At 66.7% G+C, this 22,875-nt stretch carries 27 protein-coding genes; 12 read left to right on the top strand and 15 right to left on the bottom strand.

Annotated elements, in window-relative coordinates; translation table 11 throughout:
• Positions 1-5: 5 nt before the first annotated feature.
• Complete coding sequence (locus ABD024_RS10395; RefSeq protein ID WP_343852292.1) at positions 6-1,250, bottom strand: MFS transporter; 1,245 nt, start codon at positions 1,248-1,250, stop codon at positions 6-8.
• 40 nt (positions 1,251-1,290) lie between these two features.
• Entirely contained in the window at positions 1,291-1,791 is a 501-nt protein-coding gene (locus tag ABD024_RS10390; RefSeq protein WP_343852290.1) for a DUF3224 domain-containing protein, read from the bottom strand.
• A gap of 217 nt (positions 1,792-2,008) precedes the next feature.
• On the opposite strand from ABD024_RS10390, the gene ABD024_RS10385 reads away from it, so the two are divergent.
• The 6 genes from ABD024_RS10385 to cycA all read left to right on the top strand — a co-directional run bounded on the left by ABD024_RS10385 (position 2,009) and on the right by cycA (position 7,324).
• Complete coding sequence (locus ABD024_RS10385; protein WP_343852288.1) at positions 2,009-3,163, top strand: GGDEF domain-containing protein; 1,155 nt, start codon at positions 2,009-2,011, stop codon at positions 3,161-3,163.
• Between the two features lie 323 nt (positions 3,164-3,486).
• Positions 3,487-3,960 carry a hypothetical protein gene (locus ABD024_RS10380; RefSeq protein ID WP_343852286.1) on the top strand — a complete coding sequence of 158 codons (474 nt, stop codon included), beginning with the start codon at positions 3,487-3,489 and terminating at the stop codon, positions 3,958-3,960.
• 75 nt (positions 3,961-4,035) lie between these two features.
• Positions 4,036-4,407 carry a VOC family protein gene (locus ABD024_RS10375; RefSeq protein WP_343852284.1) on the top strand — a complete coding sequence of 124 codons (372 nt, stop codon included), beginning with the start codon at positions 4,036-4,038 and terminating at the stop codon, positions 4,405-4,407.
• Positions 4,408-4,483: 76 nt separating this feature from the next.
• The gene (locus tag ABD024_RS10370) at positions 4,484-4,804 is read left to right on the top strand and encodes an antibiotic biosynthesis monooxygenase family protein (protein WP_343852282.1); all 321 of its coding nucleotides are present in this window, start codon (positions 4,484-4,486) and stop codon (positions 4,802-4,804) included.
• Between the two features lie 130 nt (positions 4,805-4,934).
• The gene (locus tag ABD024_RS10365) at positions 4,935-5,834 is read left to right on the top strand and encodes a c-type cytochrome (RefSeq protein WP_343852280.1); all 900 of its coding nucleotides are present in this window, start codon (positions 4,935-4,937) and stop codon (positions 5,832-5,834) included.
• Positions 5,835-5,926: 92 nt separating this feature from the next.
• Positions 5,927-7,324, top strand: a complete 1,398-nt coding sequence (cycA, locus tag ABD024_RS10360) for a D-serine/D-alanine/glycine transporter (RefSeq protein WP_343852278.1) — start codon at positions 5,927-5,929, stop codon at positions 7,322-7,324.
• Between the two features lie 78 nt (positions 7,325-7,402).
• Here the strand turns inward: cycA and ABD024_RS10355 are convergent, their stop codons facing one another.
• Both ABD024_RS10355 and ABD024_RS10350 read right to left on the bottom strand, forming a co-directional pair.
• Positions 7,403-8,059 carry a DUF899 domain-containing protein gene (locus tag ABD024_RS10355; protein WP_343852276.1) on the bottom strand — a complete coding sequence of 219 codons (657 nt, stop codon included), beginning with the start codon at positions 8,057-8,059 and terminating at the stop codon, positions 7,403-7,405.
• 21 nt (positions 8,060-8,080) lie between these two features.
• Positions 8,081-8,740 carry a glutathione S-transferase family protein gene (locus ABD024_RS10350; protein WP_343852274.1) on the bottom strand — a complete coding sequence of 220 codons (660 nt, stop codon included), beginning with the start codon at positions 8,738-8,740 and terminating at the stop codon, positions 8,081-8,083.
• A 254-nt stretch (positions 8,741-8,994) separates the two neighbouring features.
• On the opposite strand from ABD024_RS10350, the gene ABD024_RS10345 reads away from it, so the two are divergent.
• The 3 genes from ABD024_RS10345 to ubiM all read left to right on the top strand — a co-directional run bounded on the left by ABD024_RS10345 (position 8,995) and on the right by ubiM (position 11,066).
• On the top strand, positions 8,995-9,366 hold the full coding sequence (locus ABD024_RS10345) for a hypothetical protein (RefSeq protein WP_343852272.1): 372 nt from the start codon (positions 8,995-8,997) through the stop codon (positions 9,364-9,366).
• 142 nt (positions 9,367-9,508) lie between these two features.
• On the top strand, positions 9,509-9,748 hold the full coding sequence (locus ABD024_RS10340) for a hypothetical protein (RefSeq protein WP_343852270.1): 240 nt from the start codon (positions 9,509-9,511) through the stop codon (positions 9,746-9,748).
• Positions 9,749-9,845: 97 nt separating this feature from the next.
• Entirely contained in the window at positions 9,846-11,066 is a 1,221-nt protein-coding gene (gene ubiM, locus ABD024_RS10335; protein ID WP_343852268.1) for a 5-demethoxyubiquinol-8 5-hydroxylase UbiM, read from the top strand.
• On the opposite strand, the gene ABD024_RS10330 is transcribed toward ubiM, so the two are convergent.
• From ABD024_RS10330 to ABD024_RS10305, 6 genes are all read right to left on the bottom strand, one after another.
• Positions 11,053-11,628, bottom strand: coding sequence for a hypothetical protein (locus tag ABD024_RS10330; RefSeq protein WP_343852266.1), 576 nt, complete (start codon positions 11,626-11,628; stop codon positions 11,053-11,055). The two genes, ubiM and ABD024_RS10330, sit on opposite strands and share 14 nt — an antisense overlap.
• The gene (locus ABD024_RS10325) at positions 11,625-12,242 is read right to left on the bottom strand and encodes an SCO family protein (RefSeq protein WP_343852264.1); all 618 of its coding nucleotides are present in this window, start codon (positions 12,240-12,242) and stop codon (positions 11,625-11,627) included. Before ABD024_RS10325 ends, ABD024_RS10330 begins: the two co-directional genes overlap by 4 nt.
• Positions 12,214-13,701 carry a cbb3-type cytochrome c oxidase subunit I gene (locus ABD024_RS10320; protein ID WP_343852262.1) on the bottom strand — a complete coding sequence of 496 codons (1,488 nt, stop codon included), beginning with the start codon at positions 13,699-13,701 and terminating at the stop codon, positions 12,214-12,216. The genes ABD024_RS10325 and ABD024_RS10320 overlap by 29 nt, the downstream gene beginning before the upstream one ends.
• On the bottom strand, positions 13,698-14,273 hold the full coding sequence (locus ABD024_RS10315) for a cupredoxin domain-containing protein (protein ID WP_343852260.1): 576 nt from the start codon (positions 14,271-14,273) through the stop codon (positions 13,698-13,700). Before ABD024_RS10315 ends, ABD024_RS10320 begins: the two co-directional genes overlap by 4 nt.
• Before the next feature lie 147 nt (positions 14,274-14,420).
• Positions 14,421-14,837, bottom strand: a complete 417-nt coding sequence (locus ABD024_RS10310; RefSeq protein WP_343852258.1) for an OsmC family protein — start codon at positions 14,835-14,837, stop codon at positions 14,421-14,423.
• 23 nt (positions 14,838-14,860) lie between these two features.
• Complete coding sequence (locus tag ABD024_RS10305; RefSeq protein ID WP_343852256.1) at positions 14,861-16,630, bottom strand: acyl-CoA dehydrogenase family protein; 1,770 nt, start codon at positions 16,628-16,630, stop codon at positions 14,861-14,863.
• Positions 16,631-16,891: 261 nt separating this feature from the next.
• Between ABD024_RS10305 and ABD024_RS10300 the strand changes: the two genes are divergently transcribed.
• Both ABD024_RS10300 and ABD024_RS10295 read left to right on the top strand, forming a co-directional pair.
• Complete coding sequence (locus ABD024_RS10300; protein WP_343852254.1) at positions 16,892-17,158, top strand: DksA/TraR family C4-type zinc finger protein; 267 nt, start codon at positions 16,892-16,894, stop codon at positions 17,156-17,158.
• 292 nt (positions 17,159-17,450) lie between these two features.
• On the top strand, positions 17,451-18,122 hold the full coding sequence (locus tag ABD024_RS10295) for a 2'-5' RNA ligase family protein (protein ID WP_343852252.1): 672 nt from the start codon (positions 17,451-17,453) through the stop codon (positions 18,120-18,122).
• An 18-nt stretch (positions 18,123-18,140) separates the two neighbouring features.
• Here ABD024_RS10295 and ABD024_RS10290 read toward each other — a convergent pair whose 3' ends face one another.
• The 3 genes from ABD024_RS10290 to ABD024_RS10280 all read right to left on the bottom strand — a co-directional run bounded on the left by ABD024_RS10290 (position 18,141) and on the right by ABD024_RS10280 (position 20,139).
• Positions 18,141-19,010: a DMT family transporter gene (locus ABD024_RS10290; RefSeq protein WP_343854631.1), complete on the bottom strand. Its 870-nt coding sequence runs from the start codon at positions 19,008-19,010 to the stop codon at positions 18,141-18,143.
• Between the two features lie 164 nt (positions 19,011-19,174).
• Complete coding sequence (locus tag ABD024_RS10285; RefSeq protein ID WP_343852250.1) at positions 19,175-19,729, bottom strand: protein tyrosine phosphatase family protein; 555 nt, start codon at positions 19,727-19,729, stop codon at positions 19,175-19,177.
• Between the two features lie 47 nt (positions 19,730-19,776).
• A complete protein-coding gene (locus ABD024_RS10280) occupies positions 19,777-20,139 on the bottom strand; it encodes a VOC family protein (RefSeq protein WP_343852248.1) in 363 nt (120 codons plus the stop codon).
• A gap of 120 nt (positions 20,140-20,259) precedes the next feature.
• On the opposite strand from ABD024_RS10280, the gene ABD024_RS10275 reads away from it, so the two are divergent.
• Positions 20,260-20,604, top strand: coding sequence for a zinc ribbon domain-containing protein YjdM (locus ABD024_RS10275; protein WP_343852246.1), 345 nt, complete (start codon positions 20,260-20,262; stop codon positions 20,602-20,604).
• Between the two features lie 12 nt (positions 20,605-20,616).
• Here ABD024_RS10275 and ABD024_RS10270 read toward each other — a convergent pair whose 3' ends face one another.
• Both ABD024_RS10270 and ABD024_RS10265 read right to left on the bottom strand, forming a co-directional pair.
• On the bottom strand, positions 20,617-22,110 hold the full coding sequence (locus ABD024_RS10270) for an ABC transporter permease/substrate-binding protein (RefSeq protein WP_343852244.1): 1,494 nt from the start codon (positions 22,108-22,110) through the stop codon (positions 20,617-20,619).
• Positions 22,107-22,874 carry an ATP-binding cassette domain-containing protein gene (locus tag ABD024_RS10265; RefSeq protein ID WP_343852242.1) on the bottom strand — a complete coding sequence of 256 codons (768 nt, stop codon included), beginning with the start codon at positions 22,872-22,874 and terminating at the stop codon, positions 22,107-22,109. The genes ABD024_RS10270 and ABD024_RS10265 overlap by 4 nt, the downstream gene beginning before the upstream one ends.
• Position 22,875 lies beyond the last annotated feature (1 nt).

The raw sequence follows: 22,875 nt of genomic DNA, 5'->3' as shown, positions 1-22,875 counted from the left end.
GGGCGTCAGCCCTGCGCCGGCCGGTTCCGGCGCACCCGCCGCGCGACGGGGATCAGCGCGAGCAGCGCCACGATCGCGAAGCCCGCGCCGGCGAGGAAGGTGGCGCGCGAACCGAACGCATCCCACAAGCCGCCGGCGACCACGCTGGCCGCCAGCAAGGCTAATCCGCTCACCAGGTTGAACATGCCGTACGCGGTGCCTCGCAGGTTGGCCGGCGCGGTGTCGGCGACCATCGCGGCAAGCAGGCCCTGGGTCATGCCCATGTGCAGGCCCCACAGCACCACGCCCAACGCCAGCCCGGCCAGCCCGCCGACGAAGGCCAGCGCCAGGTCCGACAGCATCAGCACCAACACGCCCAGCGCCAGCAGCGTGCCGCGGTCGAAGCGGTCGGCCAGCACGCCGACCGGGTAGGACGACAACGCATACACCACGTTCATCACCACCAGCACCAGCGGGATCAGCACCAGCCCCAACCCCAGTTCCTGCGCGCGCAGCACCAGGAACGCTTCGCTGAAACGGGCCAGGGTGAACACCGCGGCGATTGCCACCACGCCCCAGTACAGCCGCGGCAGACGCGCCAGCTCGGCGCGTGACAACGGCGCGCGCACCCGCTTCATTTCCCGGTCGCCGGGCACGTCGTGCACGCCGAACAGCACCAGCGCGAACGCGGCGAAGGCTGGCAGCACGGCGAACCAGAACACCAGCGGGATATTGTCAGCGGTCAGCCACATCAGCGCGATCGCCAGCGCCGGACCAAGGAATGCACCCGTGGTGTCGAGCGACTGGCGCAGGCCGAACGAGGCGCCGCGCAGTTCGGCCGGCGCCAGGTCGGCGATCAGCGCATCGCGCGGCGCGCCGCGGATGCCCTTGCCGATGCGGTCCACGAAGCGTGCCGTGACCACCCAGCCAAGCGTGCTCGCCAGCGGAAAGATCGGCTTGGTGAACGCCGCCAGCCCGTAGCCGATCGCCACCAGCAGCTTGCGCCGGCCGAGCCAGTCGGACAGCGCGCCGGAGAACACCTTGGTGATCGCTGCGGTGGATTCGGCGATGCCCTCGATCAAACCGACGGCGAGCGCCGAGGCACCGAGCACGCCGACCAGGTACACCGGCAGCAGCGCGTGGATCATCTCCGAGGAGATGTCCATCAGCATCGAGACCATGCCGAGCGCCCAGATGCCGGCCGGAATCCGGCGCAGCACGGAAGGCGCCCGCGCCGCGGCGCTGCCGGATGCTTCCGTGTGCTGGCTCATGGCGGCGCTTCCCGGGATTTCATGGGGCGGGTCAGGCCGCTCAGCGGCCGGGCAGGGTGTAGCCGAGGTCGTAACTGTGCTTGCCGGCGGCGATGGTGATCGTCATCGCGCCGGCGAGGCCGGCCAGTTCGCCGGTGCCGGAACCGGGCACCACCGCCACGGTCCACTCCTGCGGCGTGCCGTCGACCATCAAGGCGCGGTGTACCAGCACGAAGCTGCCGCTGCGACCGTGCAGCTTGCCGCTGACTTTCTCCAGCGCCACGTAGGCACCGGATGTCGTGCCGTCGCCCGCGGCCAGCATCTCGCCCTGGCTCACCGCGTCGAGGTCGCCGTGGAACTGTTTGTCCAGCGACAGCCGCCCGAGACCCGAAGCCCGGGCCTGCGGATTGTCGGGAGTCTGTGGAGCGACCTTGACGTCGAAATGGCCGGTGGCATGCATGGCGGCGGGCTCCGTGGAGGTGGGTGCGGATGCGGTGGCGGGCACGATCGCCGCGAGGGTGAACATGGCGAGTGCGGACAGGAGTGGAGTCAGGGCCTTCATGGAAAACTCCTGCGCGGTTTCATGGTGCTGGTGGGGTATCTGCCCGCGGAGTATGCACGGGTCGCAGCGGTGGTGATGTCGGCGCGGCATGGCATCAACCGGGGAGGCGGGTGCTCTGGCGTGCTACCTTGCAGGCCGTGTCAGTCCGAACGTCCCGCGTGCGCATGATGGAAGCGTCACGCCGACCCTGACTTTCGGGCTGCACACGGGAATGGGCATGCACTTCGATCTCTATACGCTCGGCGTTATCGGCGCAGCCATCGGCATCGCCATCTCGATAAGTTTCACCCTGCTCGGACTGGTGCTGCGCGGCCTGCCGGCGCTGCGCATCTGGGCCAGCGCATTCTGGGTATTGACCGCCGCCGCGCTCGCGCAGGGCCTCAACGAAAACGGCAGCCTGCTTTCGACGGTCGCGGGCGGCGGCCTGATCGCGCTGGCCAACGCGCTGATGCTGATGGGCATCGCCATCCACCTGCGCTACCCGCTGCGCTGGCGCTGGCCACTGGCGGTGGTCGGGTTGTTCGCCGCCAATCAGCTCCACGTCTACCTGTTGCCGCCGTCGCAGACGGTATCGGCGCTGATGTTCGGCGCGTACAGCGTGGTCTGGGACGTGTGGATGGTCTGGGTGCTGCTGTGGCGCTCGCCGCGGGACATGCGCAACACCTGCGGCTTCACCGCCCTGATTTTCATCATCGACGCGGTCTTCTACCTGCTGCGTTCGGTGGTCGTGCTGTTTCCGCAGCTGCTCGCGCACACCCCGCTCGACGAGCTGCTTACCACCTGGAATTACCTGTTTGGCATCCTGTCCTCGTTCCTGCTGAGCACCGGGTTCACCCTGATGCTGGCGGAGCGGCTGACTCTGGACCTGCGCCGGCTGGCGCGCACCGACGGACTCACCGGGCTGCTCAACCGCAGCGCGCTGATCGAGGCGGGCGCCCGCCTGGTCGATGCCTGCCGCGCGCGCGGTCAGGCCTGCAGCGTGCTGATGTTCGACCTGGACCATTTCAAGACGATCAACGACAGCTGGGGCCATGCCGCGGGCGACGCCGTGCTCAGCCATTTCGTCGAGGTGATCCGCAGGATGGGCCTCATGAACGACGCCTTGTTCGCGCGCTACGGCGGCGAGGAGTTCGTGCTGCTATTGCCCGCGATCGAGTCCGCGCAAGCCGGCGCCCTGGCCGAACGCATGCGCGCCGCCGTGGCGGCAAAGCCCGCAATGTTCGACGGCCGCCCCATCAACATCACCACCAGCATCGGCGGAGCTGCCGCCACCGACGCGAACTTCGAACATTTGGTCAGCGCCGCCGATGCCGCGCTGTATCGGGCCAAGCACCTGGGTCGCAATCAGGTGGCGTGGAATCTGGGGACATAGAAGGACCGAGGCAGGGGCAAGTTCGCCTCCGATTCGGGACCATGAGTCCGGCTCCATGTCCCTGACGCGCTCGCACCGGTTCGAGGTAACCGCGGGGTTTTTGCTCCCGTTACACCCTCACTTTCGCCTGCATAACTCGTACACCCTCAAGTGCGTCGGATAACACCGGTCTCCCGCATCCACGCCCGTACCGACGCTTCAGCGCAAACGTCTGATTTGCCGCAGAAGTTCGTTGCTTGAACGGTCGAGGATGGAACTGCATACTCGGTGCAACACCCCACTTTTGGGGTCTACTTAGCGTTAGGCTTCATGGAAAGTCGCCAATGAATCAACATTACGAGAGCGAAATTGCTTCAGTTACGCGTCGGCTCACGGAATCGCATCTCAGCAGCATGCGCGCCTCCGCTATCGGTGGCGCGAGCGTCTCCACCGCAATAGTTCTACTTCTGTTGCAAACCGGCGTAGACAGCACTGCGCTCAGGCTAGCTCTCTATTCCGCATCATTGGCTGTACCCGCTTGGATCGCTGCATGGCAATTCATCGAGGCATACAGCCTTTACGGCCGCGACTCCTACAGCCACTTCAGCAGTGTGCGGGGCTCGGGCTTAGCTGTCGGGCTCGCCGCAATAGGCATGGGGTGCCTCGCCACAAGCCTGTCCTCCATAATCTGGCATCTTGCCCCTATGGCGGCAGCCATATTCATTGCGGCCTCTGTGTTCGCGGCAGTTCTCATCTTTCGCCACAATTATGCGGTCAAGGCGGTAGCAGACGGTGCCGACAAAACAAGTGGCGTCTAACAATCCGTTCGAGGCGGACGGGATAGTTCCGGCGTTAGGCCGCTGTCCAAGACTCCCGAAGCTCGGAGATGTGTCATGGCAAATAACCCTGTCGGCTGGTTCGAGATTTATGTGCAAGACATGAATCGAGCCAAGGCCTTTTATGAGTCCGTTTTCTCAACTCGCCTGGAGCGGCTGGAGGGCCCGGACATTGAAATGTGGACCTTTGCTTTTGAGCCGGAGCGACCAGGTGCTCCTGGGGCTCTCGTCAAGATGGAGGGCTTCCCATCCGGAGGTAACAGCACTCTGGTCTATTTCACTTGTTCGGACTGCGCTTCTGAAGCAAAAAGGGCCTCCGGAAGCGGCGGAAAGATTTTCAAAGATAAGTTTTCTATTGGCCAGTACGGGTTTATTGCGTTGGTTACCGATACCGAAGGCAACATGATCGGGCTGCACTCATTGCAATGAAGGCGCGGCCAGACAATTCATTCAAGCCGACGCCGATTCACGGCTTGGGCGTCAGGCGGTACTGGAGGATTTCGCGATGGGCCGTTTTGTGATTGTCGCGTACAAACCAAAGCCTGACATGGATCAGCAGCTCTTGGCCGCGGTAGCGAAGCACCTCGAAGTATTGAGGTCCGAACATTTGGTCACAGACAAACCGGCTTATGTCATGCGTTCGGCCGACAACACGATTGTCGAAGTATTTGAGTGGCGCTCTGCCGAGGCCATCCATCAGGCTCATGGCAATCCAGCCGTTCAAGCGCTTTGGGCTGATTTCGGTGCTGCCTGCGATTACACACCGCTAGCAAATTTGGCGGAATCCCAGCAAATGTTTGCTGAGTTTGAACCGGTGGTGCCGTGAGTTCATGCCACTGACGGTGACGGTGATGGCGTGCTTGCCGGCCGGGCACCGGCCCTGGATTCCGATGGCGCGACATCGGACATCGCGCTAGCCTGCGCGCTTCCGCATGGGGAGATGGGGAAGGGGTTTTATGCGCAAGGCATGGAAGTGGCTCGGCCGCCTGGCGGTCGTCGTGCTGGTTCTGCTGGTGGTGGTGTTGCTTTCGGCTTATGGGCTGAGCGAGCGGCGCATGGCCAAGGTGTATCGGATCGACCCGCCGGTGCCGGCGGTGCCTGCCGATGCGGCGGCGGTCGAACGAGGCAGCCATCTGGCCGCGATCCGCGGTTGCAAGGATTGCCATGGCGCTGACTTGGGCGGCGCCACTTTCATCGACGATCCGCTGTTCGCCCGCCTGTCGGGTACCAACCTCACGCCTGGCGGGGCGGGTGGCAAGCTCACCGACGTGGACCGGGTGCGCGCGATCCGCCACGGCGTGGCGCCGGACGGGCACCCGTTGTTGTTCATGCCGGCACAGGAGTTCAGCCACCTCGGCGATCAGGACATGGGCGACCTGCTGGCCTATCTGCGCAGCGTGCCGGCGGTCGAGCGCACGCCGCCGGCGAACCGGGTCGGCCCGTTGGGACGTGTGCTGTTCGTGGCCGGCAAGGTGCCGCTGCTGTCGGCGGAGATCGTCGACCACGCCGTGCAGCGCAGCGAGCCGCCCGTGGCCGGTCCCACCGCCGTCTACGGCGCCTACCTCGCCACTGCCTGCGCCGGCTGCCACGGCAAGGGCTTCTCCGGTGGGCACATTCCCGGCACGCCGCCGGACTGGCCCGATGCCGCCAACCTCACGCCGGACCCGAGCGGCCTGGCGAACTGGAGCGAGGCCGACCTGAAGAAGGCGCTGCGCGACGGCGTGGCGCCGGGCGGTCGGGCACTGAAGACCGACTACATGCCGGTGCGGGTGACCAAGTACCTCACGGACGAGGAGGTCGGCGCCCTGTACGCCTACTTCCGCAGCCTGCCGGCGAAGCCGCGCGGACAGGGTTAGCGAGGCACGAAAGTCGGTGCGTTGTGCGTGGCGTGGATGCGGCGTGCGCTTTTCTGTATGTTGGCACTTTCCCATTCGCCAAGGCGCGCCGCATGACCGCAACGCTGGAACAACCGGATCACCTGCGACGCAGCCTTTCCAACCGACATCTGCAACTGATCGCCATCGGCGGCGCGATCGGCACCGGCCTGTTCATGGGCTCGGGCAAGACGATCAGCCTGGCCGGGCCGTCGATCCTGCTGGTCTACCTGATCATCGGCGTGATGCTGTTTTTCGTGATGCGGGCGATGGGCGAGTTGCTGCTGTCCAACCTCGAGTACAAATCCTTCATCGACTTCTCCACCGACCTGCTCGGACCCTGGGCTGGTTTCTTCTGCGGCTGGACCTACTGGTTTTGCTGGATCATCACCGCGATCGCCGACGTGATCGCGATCGCGGCGTACACGCAATTCTGGTTCCCGGGACTGGCGTCGTGGATCCCCGCGGTGCTGTGCGTGCTGCTGCTGCTCAGCCTGAACCTGGTGACGGTGAAGCTGTTCGGCGAGATGGAGTTCTGGTTCGCGCTGATCAAGATCATCGCGATCTGCGCGCTGATCGCCACCGGCTTCGCGCTGGTCGCCTGGGGCTTCGAATCGCCGACCGGGCACAAGGCTTCCGTGGCCAACCTGTGGAATGACGGCGGCTTCTTCCCGAAGGGAATGAGCGGCTTCTTCGCCGGTTTCCAGATCGCGGTGTTCGCCTTCGTCGGCATCGAGCTGGTCGGCACCACCGCCGCCGAGACGGCCGACCCGAAGCGCAACCTGCCCAAGGCGATCAACTCGATCCCGATCCGCATCATCATCTTCTACGTGCTGGCCCTGGTCGCAATCATGATGGTGACGCCGTGGCGCATGGTGGAAGCCGGCAAGAGCCCGTTCGTGGAACTGTTCGTGCTGGCCGGCATCCCGGCCGCAGCGAGCCTGATCAACTTCGTGGTGCTGACCTCGGCCACCTCGTCGGCCAACAGCGGCATCTTCTCCACCAGCCGCATGCTCTATGGCCTGGCCGAGGAGCAGCACGCGCCGAAGACGTTCGCGCGGCTGTCGCGGGCGGCGGTGCCGTCGCTGGGCCTGCTGTTCTCCTGCTTCTGCCTGCTGCTGGGCGCGGCGTTGATCTACCTGATCCCCGACCTGATCACCGCGTTCACCCTGATCACCACGCTGTCCGCGGTGCTCTTCATGTTCGTGTGGTCGCTGATCCTGTTTGCCTATATCGCTTACCGGCGCAAGCGTCCGCATCTGCATGAGGCGTCCATCTACAAGATGCCCGGCGGCGTGGCGATGTGCTATGCCTGCCTGGCGTTCTTCGTGTTCGTGCTGGTGCTGCTGAGCCTGCAGCCGGATACCCGCGAAGCGCTGATCGCCAGCCCGGTGTGGTTCGTGCTGCTGGGCATCGGTTATGCGTGGAAGGGACGCCGGGCGCGCCGGGCCGTGGCCCTGCCGGCCGAGTGATTGGTCGGTCGCGGTTTTGCAGGGCGGGCACGGCCCACCCTGCAAAACCGCGCTGTCGCGGCGGCGCAGACGATGGCATCAATACTGGTCGTGGATCTTCACCTGGCTCCAGGTCGGCTGCTGCGGCCAGCCGGCGGGCGAATCCTCCCAGACTTCCTGGCGGCCCCACGGGGTGACGTCGAGCAGGCCGAAGGTGTTGGTGGGCAGCTCGATGCCGCGGCCGGTGGTGAACCAGGTCTGGAAGATCCCGTCGCCTTCGCGCAAGAACACCGACAGGCCGAACGGTGCGTCTTCAGCGGCGACGAAGTCTTCGTGAAAACTGGTGCCATGGCAGGAGTACCAGGGGAAGCTCCAGCCGAGCCGCGCCTTGACGGGTTCGATCTCGGACACCCTGGCGCGCGAGACCACGGCGAAGGTGACGCCGCGCGCGTGCAGGTGCTCGAGGTTGCCGATCTGGTCGCAGTAGAACGAGCAGCCGGGGCAGACGTGATCCGAATCCGGCGCCAGCATGTTGTGGTAGACGATCAGCTGCGGCCGGCCCTCGAACAGGTCGGCGAACGTGTGCGTGCCCGCGGGTGAGCCGAACGTGTAGCTGTCGTCGACGCGCGTCATCGGCAGGCGCCGGCGGCGGGCGCTCAGGGCATCCTGCGCGCGGGTGTGCGCCTTTTCCTCCACAAGCAGGGCGCGGCGTGCGGCCTGCCATTGTTCGCGGGTGACGATGGGTGGATGGTTCATGGCAGTCTCCTTCGGGTTCGCTCAGTCGCGGTCGGGTGCGCCGAGCGGGAAGTACGAACGATATGGCCGTGCCTCGTCGACGGCGCGCGCGAACGAGGGGCGCGCGAGCAGCCGTTGCCGGTAGGCCGTGACGTTGGTGCGTGATGTCGGGATCGGGTGCGTCCAGTCGGCGTAGAACAGCGCCGGTGCGGCGGCGCAGTCGGCCAGACTGAACGCGTCGCCGGCAGCCCAGCGACGCCCGGCGAGCTGCTGGTCGAGCCAGGCGTAGGCGGTGTCCAGCATCCTGCGCGCGTCGGCCACGCCGAAGCCGTCGCGGTCGGCCTCGGCGCGCAGGCGGTCGGTCACGATCTTCTGCATCGGCGTCTGCACGTAGTTGTCGAAGACGCGGTCCAGCAGGCGCACCTCGAGTGCGGCGCCGGGGTCGGCGGGAATCAGCCGTACCGGGCCGGGATAGTGCAGGTCGAGATACTCGATGATGATGCTCGACTCGAGCACCGTGCGCTTGCCGTCGCACAGCAGGGGCATGCGCTTCAACGGCCACAGCGTCGCGAATTCTTCGGCGGTCTTCGCGTCGTCCGGTGCGAGCATGCGCTGCTCGAACGGCGTGCCGTTCTCGTACAGCGCGGTCAGCACCTTCTGGCAATAGGAAGAAAACGGGTGGGCGTAGAGCTCGAGAGTCATGCGGGTCACCTTGCGTGGGTTTCTTCCATGCGACGAACGGCCATGCTTGATATCGACACCGGCAGGCAGGGCAGGTTGCATGTTCGATGCGCGGATTTGCGCTGGCCGCCAAAGGGGACTTCCTGGGGTATTCTTTGGTCGAACAGCGAGATGGTCGACGTCCGAGACGTGCACAATGGAATAACCTGACAGCGCATTGAATGAGGTATCCGGGCGGACAACGCCTCCACGGCAGCATCACCGGAAATTCGTCAATGAACCATCGCCGCAATTCCTCGAAATCGGGCCACCGCGTCGACTGGAACGACCCGGATCTGCAGTCGCTGCTGAGCAAGACCGAGCACTGGAAGCTGGACAACCGGGCCGGTCATGTCACGCAGGACGTGCAGATCCACGTCGGCTGGGGCATGGGTGCGGACAAGCCCGCCGTGCTCGTCTGGGAGCGCGACAAGACGATGGTGCTGGAGGCCACCTTCGACATTCCGGTCGGCGAGCACGTGCGCGTGGATCGGCTGTTCGATGAAGGCATGCACAGCGTGTGGGGCGTGGTCGCCGACGGACGCGAGGGTCGCCGCGAAGGGGATCGGGAACACGGCGTGCGGGTGTACTGGGTGCACGTGCGCTGAGGGCCTTCGCTGCGCGGGCCTGTCGTCTTCATGGGGCGACGACTCGGGCCGCGCTTGACCGGGGTCAAGGCGGCGCCGCCCGGCACTGCGGAACATCGGTTCCAGCGACACCATGCGGTGCCCATGAAAACGAGGAAACCCGATGGAATTCCATATCGCCCTGACCGATGCGTCCCCCGATCCCGCTGTCGTGCAGGATGCCCTGTTCGATGTCGATCCGACGGCGGTGGCCGATCTGGACATGAGCGGCCTGGTGCTACGGGTGTCCGCTTCGATGACCTCGGCGGACTTGATCGAAGTACTGCGGCAGGTCGGCTGGCAGGTGGCGCCGAAGCAAGTCGTGCAGCTGCCGTCGATCTGCTGCGGCGGCTGCGGCGGCTGACGCGGCAGTTACGGACTGTTTTTCCTGACCAAGGTCAACGCAGGCCCGCGTGGTGGGCCGTAGCTTGACGGCGGTCATCCCCTGGAGCGTGCTGTCCATGTCGTTCGATATCGTGATCGTCGGAGCCGGCCCGACCGGGCTGTGTTTCGCGCGGTCGCTGGCCGGCAGCGGCTTGCGCATCGCGCTGGTGGAGCGGCAGGAAGAGGCCGCACTGGTGGCGCCGGCGGATGACGGGCGCGAGATCGCGATCACCCACCACTCGCAGCGGCTGATGCGCGAGCTCGGCCTGTGGGCGCGGCTGCGCGAGGAGGAGATCGGCACTCTGCGCGATGCAATGGTGCTCGACGGCAATGATCGCGATGGCCTGATGTTCCGTCACGACGAGGCGGGCAAGTCGCAGCTGGGTTGGCTGCTGTCGAACCATGCGATCCGTCGCGCCGCGTATGCCGAAGTGATGACCCTGCCCGAGGTCGAGCGCATCACCGGCGCGCGGGTCGGCTCGATACGCACCGGCGGCGATGGCGCCGAGGTCGACCTCGGCAACGGCGACACGCTGCGTGCGCAACTGGTGGTGGCGGCGGACAGCCGCTTCTCCGAGACGCGCCGTGCGATGGGCATCGCCGCCGGCATGCACGATTTCGGCAAGACCATGCTGGTGCTGCGCATGCGTCACGAGGTGCCGCACGAGCAGGTGGCGTGGGAGTGGTTCGGCGTCGGCCAGACCCTGGCGCTGCTGCCGCTGCACGACCCGCACACGTCCTCGGTGGTGCTGACCCTGCGGCCGCAACAGATGCAGGTCTTGCTGGCACTGGACGATGCGGCGCTGGAAGCGGCGCTGGCCGAACGGTTCCAGGGGCGGCTGGGCGCGATGCGCATGGCCGGCCCGCGCTGTTCCTATCCGCTGGTGGGCGTGTACGCGAAACGTTTCGTGGCCGAGCGTTTTGCGTTGATCGGCGATGCGGCGGTGGGCATGCACCCGGTGACCGCGCACGGCTTCAATTTCGGCCTGCTCGGGCAGGCCACACTGGCGCGCGAGCTGCGCGCGGCGGTGGACGCGGGGCGGCCGATCTGGAGTCCGGCGCTGCTGCAACGCTATGCACGCGAACATCGCCTGGCCACGCGGCCGCTGTACCTGGCCACGCAGATGCTGGCCGGGCTGTACACCGATGACCGTCGTCCGGCACGGGTGTTGCGCAAACTTGCCCTGGGCGCCGGCGCGCGGCTGGGACCGTTCAGGCGGATGGTGATGTCCGGCCTCACCGCCGATGGTGGCCGCGTTCCGGCAACGTCGTGGCGACTGCCGTTCAGGTCGAATTGAAGCGACCCCACAACAGTTTGGCCAGCACGCCGGCCAGGATCACGCTGCCGATCACCAGCATGGTTTCGCCTGCGCGCTGCTGATCGTCGAGCAGGTAGTTGTTGCACAGGCGCACCGGCGAGACCAGGTACAGCCAGCCCAGGCGGAAGAACGTGGCGATCAGTTCGAGCAGGAACACGCCCCTGACGATGAAGCCCATGTGCGACCAGCTCAGGCCCAGCGGCAGGCCGATCAGCAACGGCACGCTGGCGAACTTGGCGAACGCCATCCACGGCAGGCTCACCGCCGCATCGAGCGAGCGCGGCAGCATCCAGAACATGCCGGCCAGGCTGGCCAGCACCAGGCCGCTGATGCCGTGCCGGTTCCAGCGTGCGATGGCCGCCGCGAGCGTTGCCGGCACGGCCTCGCGCAGCAGGTAGCCCGTGCTGATCAGCAGCGGGAGCTGCACCAGCATCTGCAGGGTCATGCTGCTTTCCAGCAGGCGCCGCGACGGCGGCAGCAGCAAGGCCACGAACAGCAGCGCGGCGACGGGCGGGGCAAGGCGCCACGCCGCGGCGGTCATGGCCCGAGATTCCGCCGCATGATCCCGGCAACGGCCTCGGGGTTGCCCATGTCGAGGATCTGTACCAGCCGGCCCTGTGGATCGACGACCGCGACGGCGCTGTTGTGCACGAAGCCGCCGAGCGTGTCGGGAACCACGGTGACACCGAAGGTATGCAGCAACGGTTGCAGGTCGCCTGCGCGCAGTGGCCGGACCGCCAGCCAGCCGGCGTCGCGGCCGTGGAAGCGCTGCTGGTACGCGGCCAGTTCCGCCGGCGTGTCATGCGCGGGATCGAAACTGATGCTGAGCAGCAGCAGCCGGCCTTGTGCCAGCGGTTCGGCGAGCCGGTCCTGCAATTGCGCGAACTCGCCGCCTTGCACCAGACACCAGCTGATGCAGCGGGTGTAGACGAAGTCGACCAGCAGCCACTTGCCGCGCAGGTCGGCCAGGTTCAGCTGCGCGCCGGACTGGGTTTCCAGCGACACCGCCGGCACCATCGGCGGGTGTCGCTGCACCGCCAGGCGACGCGCGGTTTCGCTGGTGAAGGCATGGAAGCCGTCGGTGGCGACCGTCAGCACGGCGCCACCGAGCACCAGCAGCAGGGTGCTAGCCAGTATGGTGCGCAGGGTCGACATCGGCCGGCGCCTTCAGCAGACCGACGATGAGGCGGGTGGCAAACAGCAGCATGCCCAGGATCAGCACCATCGCGGCGATCGAGCCGGCCCGGTCGTACGGCACCCACTCCGGCAGATGTGCCGCGAAGCGTCGCGCCACGCTCATGTGGCCGGCGTAGAGGAACACCATGCTGAAGCAGATGCCGCCCACGACATACAGGGCGAGGCCGAGCCTGTCCGTGCGACTGTCCGCCGGTGCCCGTTTGCGGCTGCCGACCACGTGGTAGAGCAGGGTGAGGATCATCGGCAGCACGCCGAGCAACAGGTAGAAGTGAAAATGTCCCGGCACCCACTGAGTGTTGTGCATCACCCGGTTGACGCTGATGGTGCCGTCGATGATCGCCGGCACGATGCCTGCGGCCCAGCCGAACAGCGCCAGCACGGCCAGCATCGAGGGCATCTTCCAGCGCATTCCGGAGCGGTGGATGTTGGTGAGCACGCCGTACGCGGTGACCAGGAACACCGGGAAGCCGGCCGCATAGGAAATGACCTGGCCCATCACCAGCATCCAGCGCGGTTCGGCGTAATCCATCAGCAGGTGATGCGGAAACACGATGATCACGAACACGGTGCTCACCGCCCACGACCACAGGAACGGCCGCGAGATCCCGTAGGGTTTGCCGGTGTAGCGCGGCAGCAGTTCGTAGACCGCGATCACGCCCATGTAGATGGTGGCGTTGATCACCATGTGGCCGAACCAGTAGATCAGGTTCTTCACCACCAGCGCGTTGAGCGCGACCCCGGGGTCGTAGGCGTTGATCAGGCACATCACCAGCACCACCGCGCCGGCCAGGATGCCGAGCGAGTTGGCGATGATCACCATGGTGCCGGCCACGACGGCCTTGGGGTGGGTCGGATCGATACTGCCGCGGAACAGCCACGGCAGCCCCAGCCCGCGGCCGAGGTTGCCGTAGCGCCGGATGATCGCCGCGGCGGCATCCAGGTAGAACAGCAGCATGCCCACGCCGATCAGCAGGTAGCCGACCATGAAGATCGCGGCTGCGCCGTTGCTCCACAGGCCCATCGAGTGCACCGGCAGCGGGTAGAGGAAGGTCCACGCGCTGGCGAAACCGCCCATGAATACCGCCCAGATGATGCATAACGCACCCAGCATGAACAGCACGTAGTTGCTCACGAACGCCCACAGGTGCAACGACACGTACTTGCGCAGGAAGAACCACATCACTGCGGTGCTGGCCAGGCTCATGGTGCCGACCATGCCGGCCCCGTGCATGGTCATGATCTTGTAGAACATGGCAGCCTGGACCGGCGCCCACTCGGCCTGGGTCATGCGCATGGTCAAGCCGAGCAGCATCATCAGCACGAACAGCAGCAAGGCGGTGATCATGTACAGGTTGAACGCCGCGTGTTCGCCGCGCGGCAGTTTTTCGTCCTGCGGGTAGAGTTCGAGCGAGCTCATGACTTGTCCCCCGGGGCAGCAACGTCAAGTTCGGCCGTCATCCCGTGGTGTGCGACGCCACAGTATTCGAGGCACATGATCCTGTAGGTGCCCGGGGTCTGGAACGTGTAGAGGATCTTGTTGGTGAAGCCGGGCATCGCCTGGGTCTGGATGACGATGCGGCCGTCCGGGGCGTAGATCGCGAAGCCATGGTTGACGTCGCTGGCGGTCACCCGGAATTCCACCGGTTTGCCCGCCGTCAAGTGCGTCTGGCTGACATCCCATGTCCATTGGTGGCCGATCACGTCGACCACCTGCGCTGCCTGCAATGGCTCATGCTGCAACGGGATGGGGAAGTGCCGGAGGCTGGCCCAGGTGACCCCGATGCTCAGCAGCAGCAGCGCCAGGAACAGGCCGCGGCGCAAGGTGGTGGAACTTCGGTTGGCCTTGGCAGTTTCGGCCGCATCGGCCGGCCGGCCGGCCTGGGTGATCGCATAGATGAAGCCCAGCGCCACCAGCCCCATCCCCGTCAGCGTGATGACCCACACCGCGTTCTGCAAGATCATGGTCGTTCTCTCCCCGGAAAGCGCCACGTGCCGGCCATGTACTCCCACCCTGGCGATGGTGTCAAGGTAGGGTGAAGCATGGGGCGGGCGGAAAGCCGTGATTCCGGCCCGAAGCCTGGTTGGGGAACAGCCTTCCAGACGGCCATGGCGCGGCCGTGCCGGGGTCTCGGCGCGTTACGGCGAATCGCTGCCAAGTCTCGAGGCGATCCGCACCTCGCCGGTCAGTACCTTGTGGATCGGGCACTTGTTGGCGATCTGCAGCAGGCGCTCGCGTTGCTCGTCGTCCAGCTCGCCGTGCAGAGTGATCACGCGGGTGATGTCGTTGCCTGCCTCGGGCGTGCCGTCGGGATTGAACTTGAGTTCGACGTCGACGTGCTGCAGCGGCCATTGCTTGCGCGCCGCGTACATCTGCAGCGTGATCGCGGTGCACGCGCCGAGCGCCGACAACAGTAACCGGTGCGGCGCCGGGCCGGTGTTGGCGCCACCTTCCTCGATCGGCTCGTCGGCTTGCCAGGTGTTGCCCTGGTCGTCGGTGAAGTGGACCGCGTAAGGCGCATCGCCGGTGCTGGCGCGGACGCTGGGTAAGCTCATGGCAGGTTTCTCCGGGGTTGGTTTCAAATCACGTCCCACATGTAGCCGTCGTGTGCCAGCACCGCACCGGCCAGTTGTTCGATTGCGGCGTCCTCGTTGCGCTCCAGGCCGCGCACGTTGCGCGCCATGCGCCGGCGCGCCTGCTTCGCGAAGATCTCGGCGATGCCGATCGCCTCGTCGGCGGCGGGGTGCAATTGCTTCGCCATGCTGTCGGCACGCGAGAGCACGCACAGGCCCACGAACAGGTCGATCGCGATGTCGGCCAGGCGCTTCTGCGCGTGCTGCTGGTCGGCTACCTGCTTGCCGTAGCGGCGCAGCAGCGCGTCGCTGGACTTGGACAGTTCCACCGTGTACTTCTCGTAGGTGGCGGCGACCTTGCGCAGGCGCGGCGACAGCTCGTGCACGATGCGGTCGATGCCGTAGCCGGTGGCCTCGCGCATGCGTCGGCCGGTGTACGTGCCGAGCACGCCGAAGCCCTTGATCGGGTCGTTGAAGATGTCGCCCACGGCGGCCTTCAGCTCGCTCAGGCCCGCGCCCACGCCCTTCAGGCCCGACAGCGCGATGTACAGGTGCAGGATTTCGTTGGTGCCTTCGAAGATCGACAGGATGCGGGTGTCGCGGGTGATCTGCTCGTACGGGAAGTCGCGCATGAAGCCGTTGCCGGCGGCGATCTGCAGCGCCTCGTAGGAGGCGCGCTGCACCGCCTCGCTGGCGAACACCTTGCTCATCGCCGCCTCGACCGAGTAGTCGCTGCCGCCGCCGTCGATCAGGTGCGCGACCATCCACACCGCGCTTTCGGCAGCGAAGCAGTCCACCGTCATCTGCGCGATCTTCTCGCGCACCAGGCCGAACTCGGCGATCGGCTGGCCGAACTGCTTGCGCTCCTTGGCCTGTGCGCAGGCGAGGCGGATCAGCGAGCGCATGCCGCCGACCGCGCCGCCGCCCAGGCCGGTGCGGCCCGAGTTCAAGATGCTCATCGCCACCTTGAAGCCCTTGCCGACCGGGCCCAGCACGTTTTCCGGCGGCACCCGCACGTCGGCGAATGCGACCGTGGTGGTGGACGAGGCGCGGATGCCCATCTTGTCCTCGTGCGGACCGTGGCTGACGCCGGGCCACGCGGCCTCGACGAGGAACGCGGTGATCTTGCCCTCGGGCGTGTCGGTGCGCGCAAACACGGTGTAGAAGTCCGCGATGCCGCCGTTGGTGATCCAGATCTTCTCGCCGGAGAGCGTCCAGCTGCCGTCGTCGTTGCGCACGGCTTTGGTGCGGATGGATGCGGCGTCGGAGCCGGCGCCGGATTCGGTGAGGCAGAACGCGGCGATCATTTCGCCGGTGGCCAGCCTCGGCAGGTAGCGCTGCTGCTGTTCGTCGCTGCCGAACAGCAGCACGCCCTTCATGCCGATCGAGCTGTGCGCGCCGATGGTCAGCGAGACCGAGCTGTCGTGGCTGCTGGTCTGACCCAGCACACGCGCATAGGCGCCGTTGGACAGCTCCATGCCGCCGAATTCCTCCGGGATGATCAGGCCGAACAGGCCCATCTCGCGCAACGCCTGGATGAACTCGGCCGGCTGTTCGGCGTCGCGGTCGTACTGCTTCAGTTCGGCGCCCTTGTCGGCGAGGAACTGGTCGATCGCGTCGGTCATCGCGCCCAGCATTTCCTTGTCGCGCGCGCGGATCTCAGGGTACGGGAACAGGTTCTCTTCCAGGATGTTGCCCAGGAACAGCTGCTTGGCGACGCTGTCGTCGCTGCGCAGGGCGGCGTTGTCGGTTGGGACGGACGGGGCGGTACTCACGACGCGTTCTCCTGGGCGAAGGTGGATATCGCATTCTGGCACTTCCGCCGTGACTGGCCATGCCACGAATCGACGCAGCCGGCGCACGGCGCCGCTTCGGTTATGCTCGTTGTGCACCGCGCGGGCGACGGCGTACCGGGATTGCTTGAAACTCCCGCCCGGCGAACCCAAGTCATTGGATGAACTGGGCTATATCAAGGATCTGCGGTCCAAGTCGCACTGATCGCCCGGGGTCACATCGAACTTTCTCGGAGGTGTGCCATGGCAACCGGTTGGGCAGGCGATGGCGCCGTGCAGGATCAGATCGACGCCACGGTCAACGATGCGGTACAGCGGGCGCGCCAGCAGTTGCGCAAGGGCCCGGGTCTGACCCATTGCGAGGAATGCGATGCGCCGATTCCCGCGGCGCGGCGCAAAGCCGTGCCCGGCGTGCGCCTGTGCGTGGCCTGCCAGGAAGCGCAGGATGCGGAGCAGCGCAGTTCCGGCCTGTACAACCGCCGCGGCAGCAAGGACAGCCAACTGCGCTAGCGATCACCCGGCCGCCTGCTGCAGCGTCTTCACGAGGTGATGCGCTGGAAGCAGGCAGTCACGACGTTGCTCCTCGGTGGGCCCGGCGTGGCAATTCGCGCGTGGGACGCAGCGGCCTCTCGTCAGGGCCATGAACGGGGCTGCTCGAAATCGACGACCACCGCACAAGCCGAGTACTTGAATGGCCCGGCCACAAACGGCAAGCTCATGTGCCATCGGCCGGGCCGGCTCGGTTTCGATCGCGGCCCTGGCGGGGTGGGAATCACATGTAACCGATCACTGGCGTGATGGCTTGGAGGCACAGCTCATTTCCACCTTATCGAACCCATCCGAACTCGCCGCCGGCATCAACTATTTTTTTGCGTTGCTGCCGGATGGCCCGACCCGCGCCGAGATCGCCGGCGTGGGCGAGCGTTTCCGCAAATCGCATCGGGTCGGCGGCTCGCCGGTCGGCATCGACAGCCTGCACCTGACGCTGTGCCCGATGGGCAGGCCCGAACGGTTGCGGCAGCCGCTGGAGGAGGCATTGCTGGCCGCGGCCGGCGAGGTGCGTGCCCCGGGGTTCGTCGCCAGCCTGGATTCGGCGATGCGCTTCAGCGCCAGGGACGGGCAGTTTCCGTTCGTGCTGTGCGCGGACGGCGCCACCACCGAGGCGGCGTTGAGCCTGCGCAAGGCCATTGCCGCGGCACAGGCTCGCGTGGGCCTGCAGGTCAGCGGGGTGTCCAGTTTCCTGCCGTACGTCACCATGCTGCACGGCCATGCGGTCGACGCGATCGAGGAATCCATCGCGACGATTCGCTGGTGGGTGTCCGAATTCGCGCTGATCCGCAGTTTCTTCGGCGAATCCAGGTACGAGGCGATCGGCCGCTGGCCGCTGGCGGCGCCATCCGTGCCCGAGCCGGTCGACATGCTGGCGGAGATGGCCAACCTGACGGATCTGCCCGACCTGCCCGACGAGGCATGACCCGCGCGGCTCGTGATGTCAGATCGACGGTTCGGCGTTCGCCGCCGGTACCTGCCGGCGCTGTTGGCGTGCCAGACTGTGTTCGCGGTGGGCGATGTACAGGCTGGCGCCGATGATGATGGTTGCGCCCGCCACGGTGTAGCGATCCACGCCTTCGCCGAAGATCCACCAGGCCAGCACGGCCACGATCAGCAGCTGCAGATAGCTGAAGGGCGCCAGCAGCGAGGCGTCGGCCATGCGCAGTGCGCGCGTCCAGCAGTAATGCCCGCCGGTGCCGAGCGCACCGGACAGCACCAGCCACGGCCAGATGTTCGCGTGCGGCCATTGCCATACGGGCAGTGCGGCAGGCAGCGACAGCGGCACCCACAGCAGGGTGGTCAGCAGCACGATGCGATCGGCCGGTTCGCTGCCGGTCAGCGACTTGATGCTGATCGTCACCGCGCCGGTCAACCCCGCCGCCAGCAGGGCGACCAGGCTGCCGGCAGTGAACGCGTCACTGCCGGGCCGCACGATCACCAGCACGCCGATGAAACCGGCGACCACCGCACTCCAGCGGCGCATGCGCACCACCTCGCCGAGGAACAGCACCGCGCCGATCGTTACGAACAGCGGCGAGGAGTACGACAGCGCCACCGCCTCGGCCAGCGGCAGGTTCACGATCGCCCAGAAACCGGCCAGCATGCCGCCCATGCCGAGCACGCAGCGCATCACGTAAAAGCCGAGGCGCGGTGTGCGCAGCAACTGCCAGCCGTGCACATACAGCAGCGGCAGCGCGAACAGCACGCCGAAGGTGCTGCGGAAGAAGGTGATCTGGAATGGGTGCAACTGGGTGGAGGCAAAGCGGATGGTTACCGCCATCAGGGCAAACAGACCGGCGCTGCCCAGCATCAGCAGCACGGCGCGTGCGGGTAGCGGCGTGGAGGAGGGCGGCGATGCGGGGGTCGAATCCAGGTCCGTGCCGTGGGATAGCCAAGCAGGCGCGCATGGTACCCCAACTTGCACATCGGCTTTCGCACATCTGGCGGCAACGCGTGTGTCTTGAGCGTCGGACTTCAGCGTGCGGGTGGCGCGGCGGCAGCGTCCGTTCCGTCGCTCGACCACGCTTGCAGCCGTTCGCGCACGGCGGGTTCCAGACTCTTCAGGCCCCAGCGGCGACCTTCGGCCAGTGCTGCCTCGGTCGACCGGCCGTCGATCAGCGCGGCGCGCAAGGCGATCATCGCGCCGACCCGGTTACTGCTGGCGCAGTGCACCAGGGTCGGTTGATCGCCGGCATCGAGCAGCAAGCGGTCGAATTGCGCGACCCTGGCCTGGGTCAGGTCGCCGGCGTCGCGGATCGGCAGGTTGTGGTAGCCGATGCCGGCCGCCCGCATGGCGGCGGCTTCGTCGAAACCGGGCGTCTCGCTGTCCACGCTGAGGTCGATCACCTGCCGGATGCCGGCGCGCTTCAGCGTGGCGATGTCGCCCGCCTGCAATCGCCCGGAGGCCACGCGATGCGGCGCCGGGAACGCGACATGGGGAAGTCCGCCCATGGCGGCTTCCTCCGGCGTGGCGGCGACGGCGGGAACGGATATGGCCAGTGCCAGCCACAACAAGAGTAGACGGTGCATCGGGGCGCCTTCTGACGAGAGACTGTCAGGATAGCCGGGCTGGCGGCTCAAGCGGTTGCCGACTCCACGAAAGTGACCAGGTTGCCGTCCGGGTCGCATACCGGAGCGAAGCGCACATAGTGTGTGGCCAGTTGCGGCGGCGGCGCGTCGATCTGCCGACCCTGCAGGCCGAGCAGGATTTCATCGAGGTCGTCCACGATGATGCCCAGCGACGCGCCGGTGCGCTTGCCTGCGTCGGCCAGTGCATTCCTGGGCAGCACCTGGATCCGCGTGCGCCGCGCGATCTGCCATTCGGCGCAGGAGGCGTTCGGGCCGTTGTCGGGAACACGCCCGAACAGGCGGGCGTACCAGGCGCTGGAGGCAGCGAAGTCGCTCACGACAATCGTGGCGAGAACCTGGTGAGCTTGCATGGTGAGTCTCCGTGACGGTGCGCGTAGATTTAACGCCATGCCGATGTCGGCCGCGTGAAGGCACGCGACGCGCGCCCGTATAATCGCCGGTCTCCTTGATTGAACGACCAGGATCGACCGATGCCCTCTATCCCCGCCTGCCCGCTCTGCGCGATGGAAAACACCTACCCGGACGGCGACAACTACGTCTGCGCCGACTGCGGCCACGAGTGGCCGATCGCGGCGGGCGCGCATGCGGCGGATGCCGCGCTGGTGGTGCGCGACGTCAACGGCAACGTGCTCAACAGCGGCGACACGGTGACGGTGATCAAGGACCTGAAGGTGAAGGGTTCATCGATCCCGCTGAAGCAGGGCACGATGATCCGCAACATCCGCCTGGTCGACGGCGACGACGAGCACATCGAAGGCAACTCGGACAAGATCAAGGGGCTGGTGCTGAAGGTCTGTTTCCTCAAGAAGGCGTGAGCCGGCGCGGACCTACTGGCGCGCTTCGAGCCGCAACCCGCGCGGCGTCAGCCAGCGTTCGACCAGTTCGAACAGGCCCTGCACCAGCAACGCCAGCACCGCGGCCGGGATCGCGCCCTGCAGGATCAGGCCGACGTCGTCCAGCCGGATGCCGGTGAGGATCGGCTGGCCGTAACCGCCGGCGCCGATCAATGCCGCCAGCGTGGCGGTGCCCACGTTGATCACCGCCGCGGTCTTGATGCCGGCCAGGATCGAGCGCATCGCCAGCGGCAGCTCCACCCGGCGCAGCCGCACGCCGGGCGGCAGGCCCAGCGCGGCGGCGGATTCGCGCAATTCCGGCGCAATGCCGACCAGGCCGGCGTGTGTGTTGCGCACGATCGGCAGCAGGCTGTACAGGAACAGTGCGGCGATCGCCGGCCAGGTGCCGATGCCGAGCAGCGGGATCATGAACACGAACATCGCCAGCGACGGCACCGTCTGCAGCACGCCGGTCAGGCCGATCACCCACTGGCCCAGTCGTCGCAGGCGGGCCGCCAGGATGCCCAGCGGGATCGCCAGCAGCATGGCCAGCCCCAGCGAGACCGCCACCAGCTTGACGTGTTCGGCGCTGCGCTGGAGCAGGTGCGGCCACAGTCCGCCGTCGTGGTCGTCCGCATGGATGCCGAGGAAATCGGCGGCCACCATGTTTTCCTTCGTGCCGCGCAGTTTCACCCGCGCGTTCATCGCGCGCATCGCGTCCTCGTCGATGCTGCCGGTGAGCTTGTGCAGCACGCCGACGAAGGCGGGCGCACGCTGCTCCAGCGCGAGCCGGTACAAGTAGACCGCCTCGTAGCGCGGAAAGTAATCGCGGTCGTCGCGCAGCGTGCGCAGGTGGTAGTAGGGGATTTCCGCGTCCGTGCTGTACAGGTCGATCGCATCGACCGCACCGCTGGCCACCGCGCGATACGACAGCGTGTGGTCGAGGCCGCTCACGTTCGTCTGCGGCAGGCCATAGTGCTGGCGCAGGCCGGGCCAGCCGTCGCCGCGGTCCATGAACTCGTTGGAGAAGCCGAAGCGCAGGCCGGGGTGCTGCAGCAGGTCGGAAATGTTCCTGATGCCCAGCCGCGTGGCTTCATCGGCGCGCATGCCGATCGCATAGGTGTCGCTGAAGCCGAGCGAGTCGGTGATGCCGATGCCGAGCGGCTGGAGCCGCGTGCGCAGGGTGGCGATATCCGCGTTCGCCGGCACGCCTTTCAACAGTTCCTGGGTGAGCGTGCCGGTGTACTCGGGATAGGCGTCGATCTCGCCTTCGAGCAGGGCGCGCCACAGGATGCTGGTGCCGCCCAGTTCGCGCCGATGCACCGCGTCGACGCCGGCCTCGCGTGCACCGGCCAGCGCCAGTTCGCCGAGGATCACCGACTCGGTGAACTGCTTGGAGCCGATGCGCACCGGCGTGTCCTGTGCCGACGCGGGCAGCAGGCAGGTGCCCAGCAACAGGATCAGTGCGCTCAGCAGGCGGCGCATCACAAGGGCTCCGGCAAGCGTCGCTGCGCCGCGACGAAGCGGCTGACGAACGCGTCGGCGGGGCGGTCGCGCAGGTCCCGGAACGTCCCGTCCTGCAGCACGGCGCCCCGGCGCAGCAGCACCAGCCGTTCGGCGAACCAGGCTGCTTCGGCCAGGTCGTGGGTGACCACGATCACGGTCTTGCCGAGCTGGTCGAAGATCTGCCTCAGCTCGTCCTGCAGTTCGTGCCGCACCACCGGGTCGAGCGCACCAAGCGGTTCGTCCAGCAGCAACGCGTCGGGGTCGGCCATCAGTGCGCGCATCAGCGCCACGCGCTGGCGCTGGCCGCCGGACAGTTCGGCCGGGTAGCGTTCCAGCACGCCAACCGGGAGATGAGTCAGCGCGGCGAGTTGTTCCGCACGCTGGTGGATGCGCTCGCGGTTCCAGCCGAGGTGACGCGGCAGCAGGGCCAGGTTGCCCAGCGCGGTGAGGTGCGGGAACAGGCCGCCATCCTGGATCACGTAGCCGACCCGCCGGCGCAGCGCCAGCACGTCGCAGCGCTGCAGGGCATGGCCGTCGACTTCGATGTGGCCGTGGTCCGGCCACTCCAGTCCGAGCAGCAGGCGCAGCACGGTGGACTTGCCCGAGCCGCTGCTGCCGATCAGCGCCGTGGTGGTGCCGGCGGGGAACGTCAGGCTGATTCGGTCGAGCGCGCGCACCTTGCCGTAGCGCTTGCCGGCCTGTTCCAGCGCAAAGCTGATGCCAGCGGCAGGCTCAGGCGTGGACATC

Origin of the sequence: Rhodanobacter soli (assembly GCF_039523495.1) — a bacterium.
Lineage (GTDB): Bacteria > Pseudomonadota > Gammaproteobacteria > Xanthomonadales > Rhodanobacteraceae > Rhodanobacter > Rhodanobacter soli.
The sequence above is the reverse complement of the archived record's forward strand: the minus strand, read 5'-3'. Positions and strand labels throughout refer to the sequence as shown.

Bases quoted from the DNA above. Each gene is read 5' to 3' on its own strand.
- ABD024_RS10275 (WP_343852246.1), top strand. From the start codon at position 20,260: ATGCCCTCTATCCCCGCCTGCCCGCTCTGCGCGATGGAAAACACCTAC.
- ubiM (WP_343852268.1), top strand. From the start codon at position 9,846: ATGTCGTTCGATATCGTGATCGTCGGAGCCGGCCCGACCGGGCTGTGT.
- ABD024_RS10380 (WP_343852286.1), top strand. From the start codon at position 3,487: ATGAATCAACATTACGAGAGCGAAATTGCTTCAGTTACGCGTCGGCTC.
- ABD024_RS10290 (WP_343854631.1), bottom strand. From the start codon at position 19,010: ATGCTGGGCAGCGCCGGTCTGTTTGCCCTGATGGCGGTAACCATCCGC.
- ABD024_RS10265 (WP_343852242.1), bottom strand. From the start codon at position 22,874: ATGTCCACGCCTGAGCCTGCCGCTGGCATCAGCTTTGCGCTGGAACAG.
- ABD024_RS10385 (WP_343852288.1), top strand. From the start codon at position 2,009: ATGCACTTCGATCTCTATACGCTCGGCGTTATCGGCGCAGCCATCGGC.
- ABD024_RS10340 (WP_343852270.1), top strand. From the start codon at position 9,509: ATGGAATTCCATATCGCCCTGACCGATGCGTCCCCCGATCCCGCTGTC.
- ABD024_RS10345 (WP_343852272.1), top strand. From the start codon at position 8,995: ATGAACCATCGCCGCAATTCCTCGAAATCGGGCCACCGCGTCGACTGG.
- ABD024_RS10370 (WP_343852282.1), top strand. From the start codon at position 4,484: ATGGGCCGTTTTGTGATTGTCGCGTACAAACCAAAGCCTGACATGGAT.
- ABD024_RS10280 (WP_343852248.1), bottom strand. From the start codon at position 20,139: ATGCAAGCTCACCAGGTTCTCGCCACGATTGTCGTGAGCGACTTCGCT.
- ABD024_RS10325 (WP_343852264.1), bottom strand. From the start codon at position 12,242: ATGTCGACCCTGCGCACCATACTGGCTAGCACCCTGCTGCTGGTGCTC.
- ABD024_RS10285 (WP_343852250.1), bottom strand. From the start codon at position 19,729: ATGCACCGTCTACTCTTGTTGTGGCTGGCACTGGCCATATCCGTTCCC.
- ABD024_RS10330 (WP_343852266.1), bottom strand. From the start codon at position 11,628: ATGACCGCCGCGGCGTGGCGCCTTGCCCCGCCCGTCGCCGCGCTGCTG.
- ABD024_RS10300 (WP_343852254.1), top strand. From the start codon at position 16,892: ATGGCAACCGGTTGGGCAGGCGATGGCGCCGTGCAGGATCAGATCGAC.
- ABD024_RS10395 (WP_343852292.1), bottom strand. From the start codon at position 1,250: ATGAGCCAGCACACGGAAGCATCCGGCAGCGCCGCGGCGCGGGCGCCT.
- ABD024_RS10320 (WP_343852262.1), bottom strand. From the start codon at position 13,701: ATGAGCTCGCTCGAACTCTACCCGCAGGACGAAAAACTGCCGCGCGGC.
- ABD024_RS10390 (WP_343852290.1), bottom strand. From the start codon at position 1,791: ATGAAGGCCCTGACTCCACTCCTGTCCGCACTCGCCATGTTCACCCTC.
- cycA (WP_343852278.1), top strand. From the start codon at position 5,927: ATGACCGCAACGCTGGAACAACCGGATCACCTGCGACGCAGCCTTTCC.
- ABD024_RS10365 (WP_343852280.1), top strand. From the start codon at position 4,935: ATGCGCAAGGCATGGAAGTGGCTCGGCCGCCTGGCGGTCGTCGTGCTG.
- ABD024_RS10310 (WP_343852258.1), bottom strand. From the start codon at position 14,837: ATGAGCTTACCCAGCGTCCGCGCCAGCACCGGCGATGCGCCTTACGCG.
- ABD024_RS10350 (WP_343852274.1), bottom strand. From the start codon at position 8,740: ATGACTCTCGAGCTCTACGCCCACCCGTTTTCTTCCTATTGCCAGAAG.
- ABD024_RS10375 (WP_343852284.1), top strand. From the start codon at position 4,036: ATGGCAAATAACCCTGTCGGCTGGTTCGAGATTTATGTGCAAGACATG.
- ABD024_RS10355 (WP_343852276.1), bottom strand. From the start codon at position 8,059: ATGAACCATCCACCCATCGTCACCCGCGAACAATGGCAGGCCGCACGC.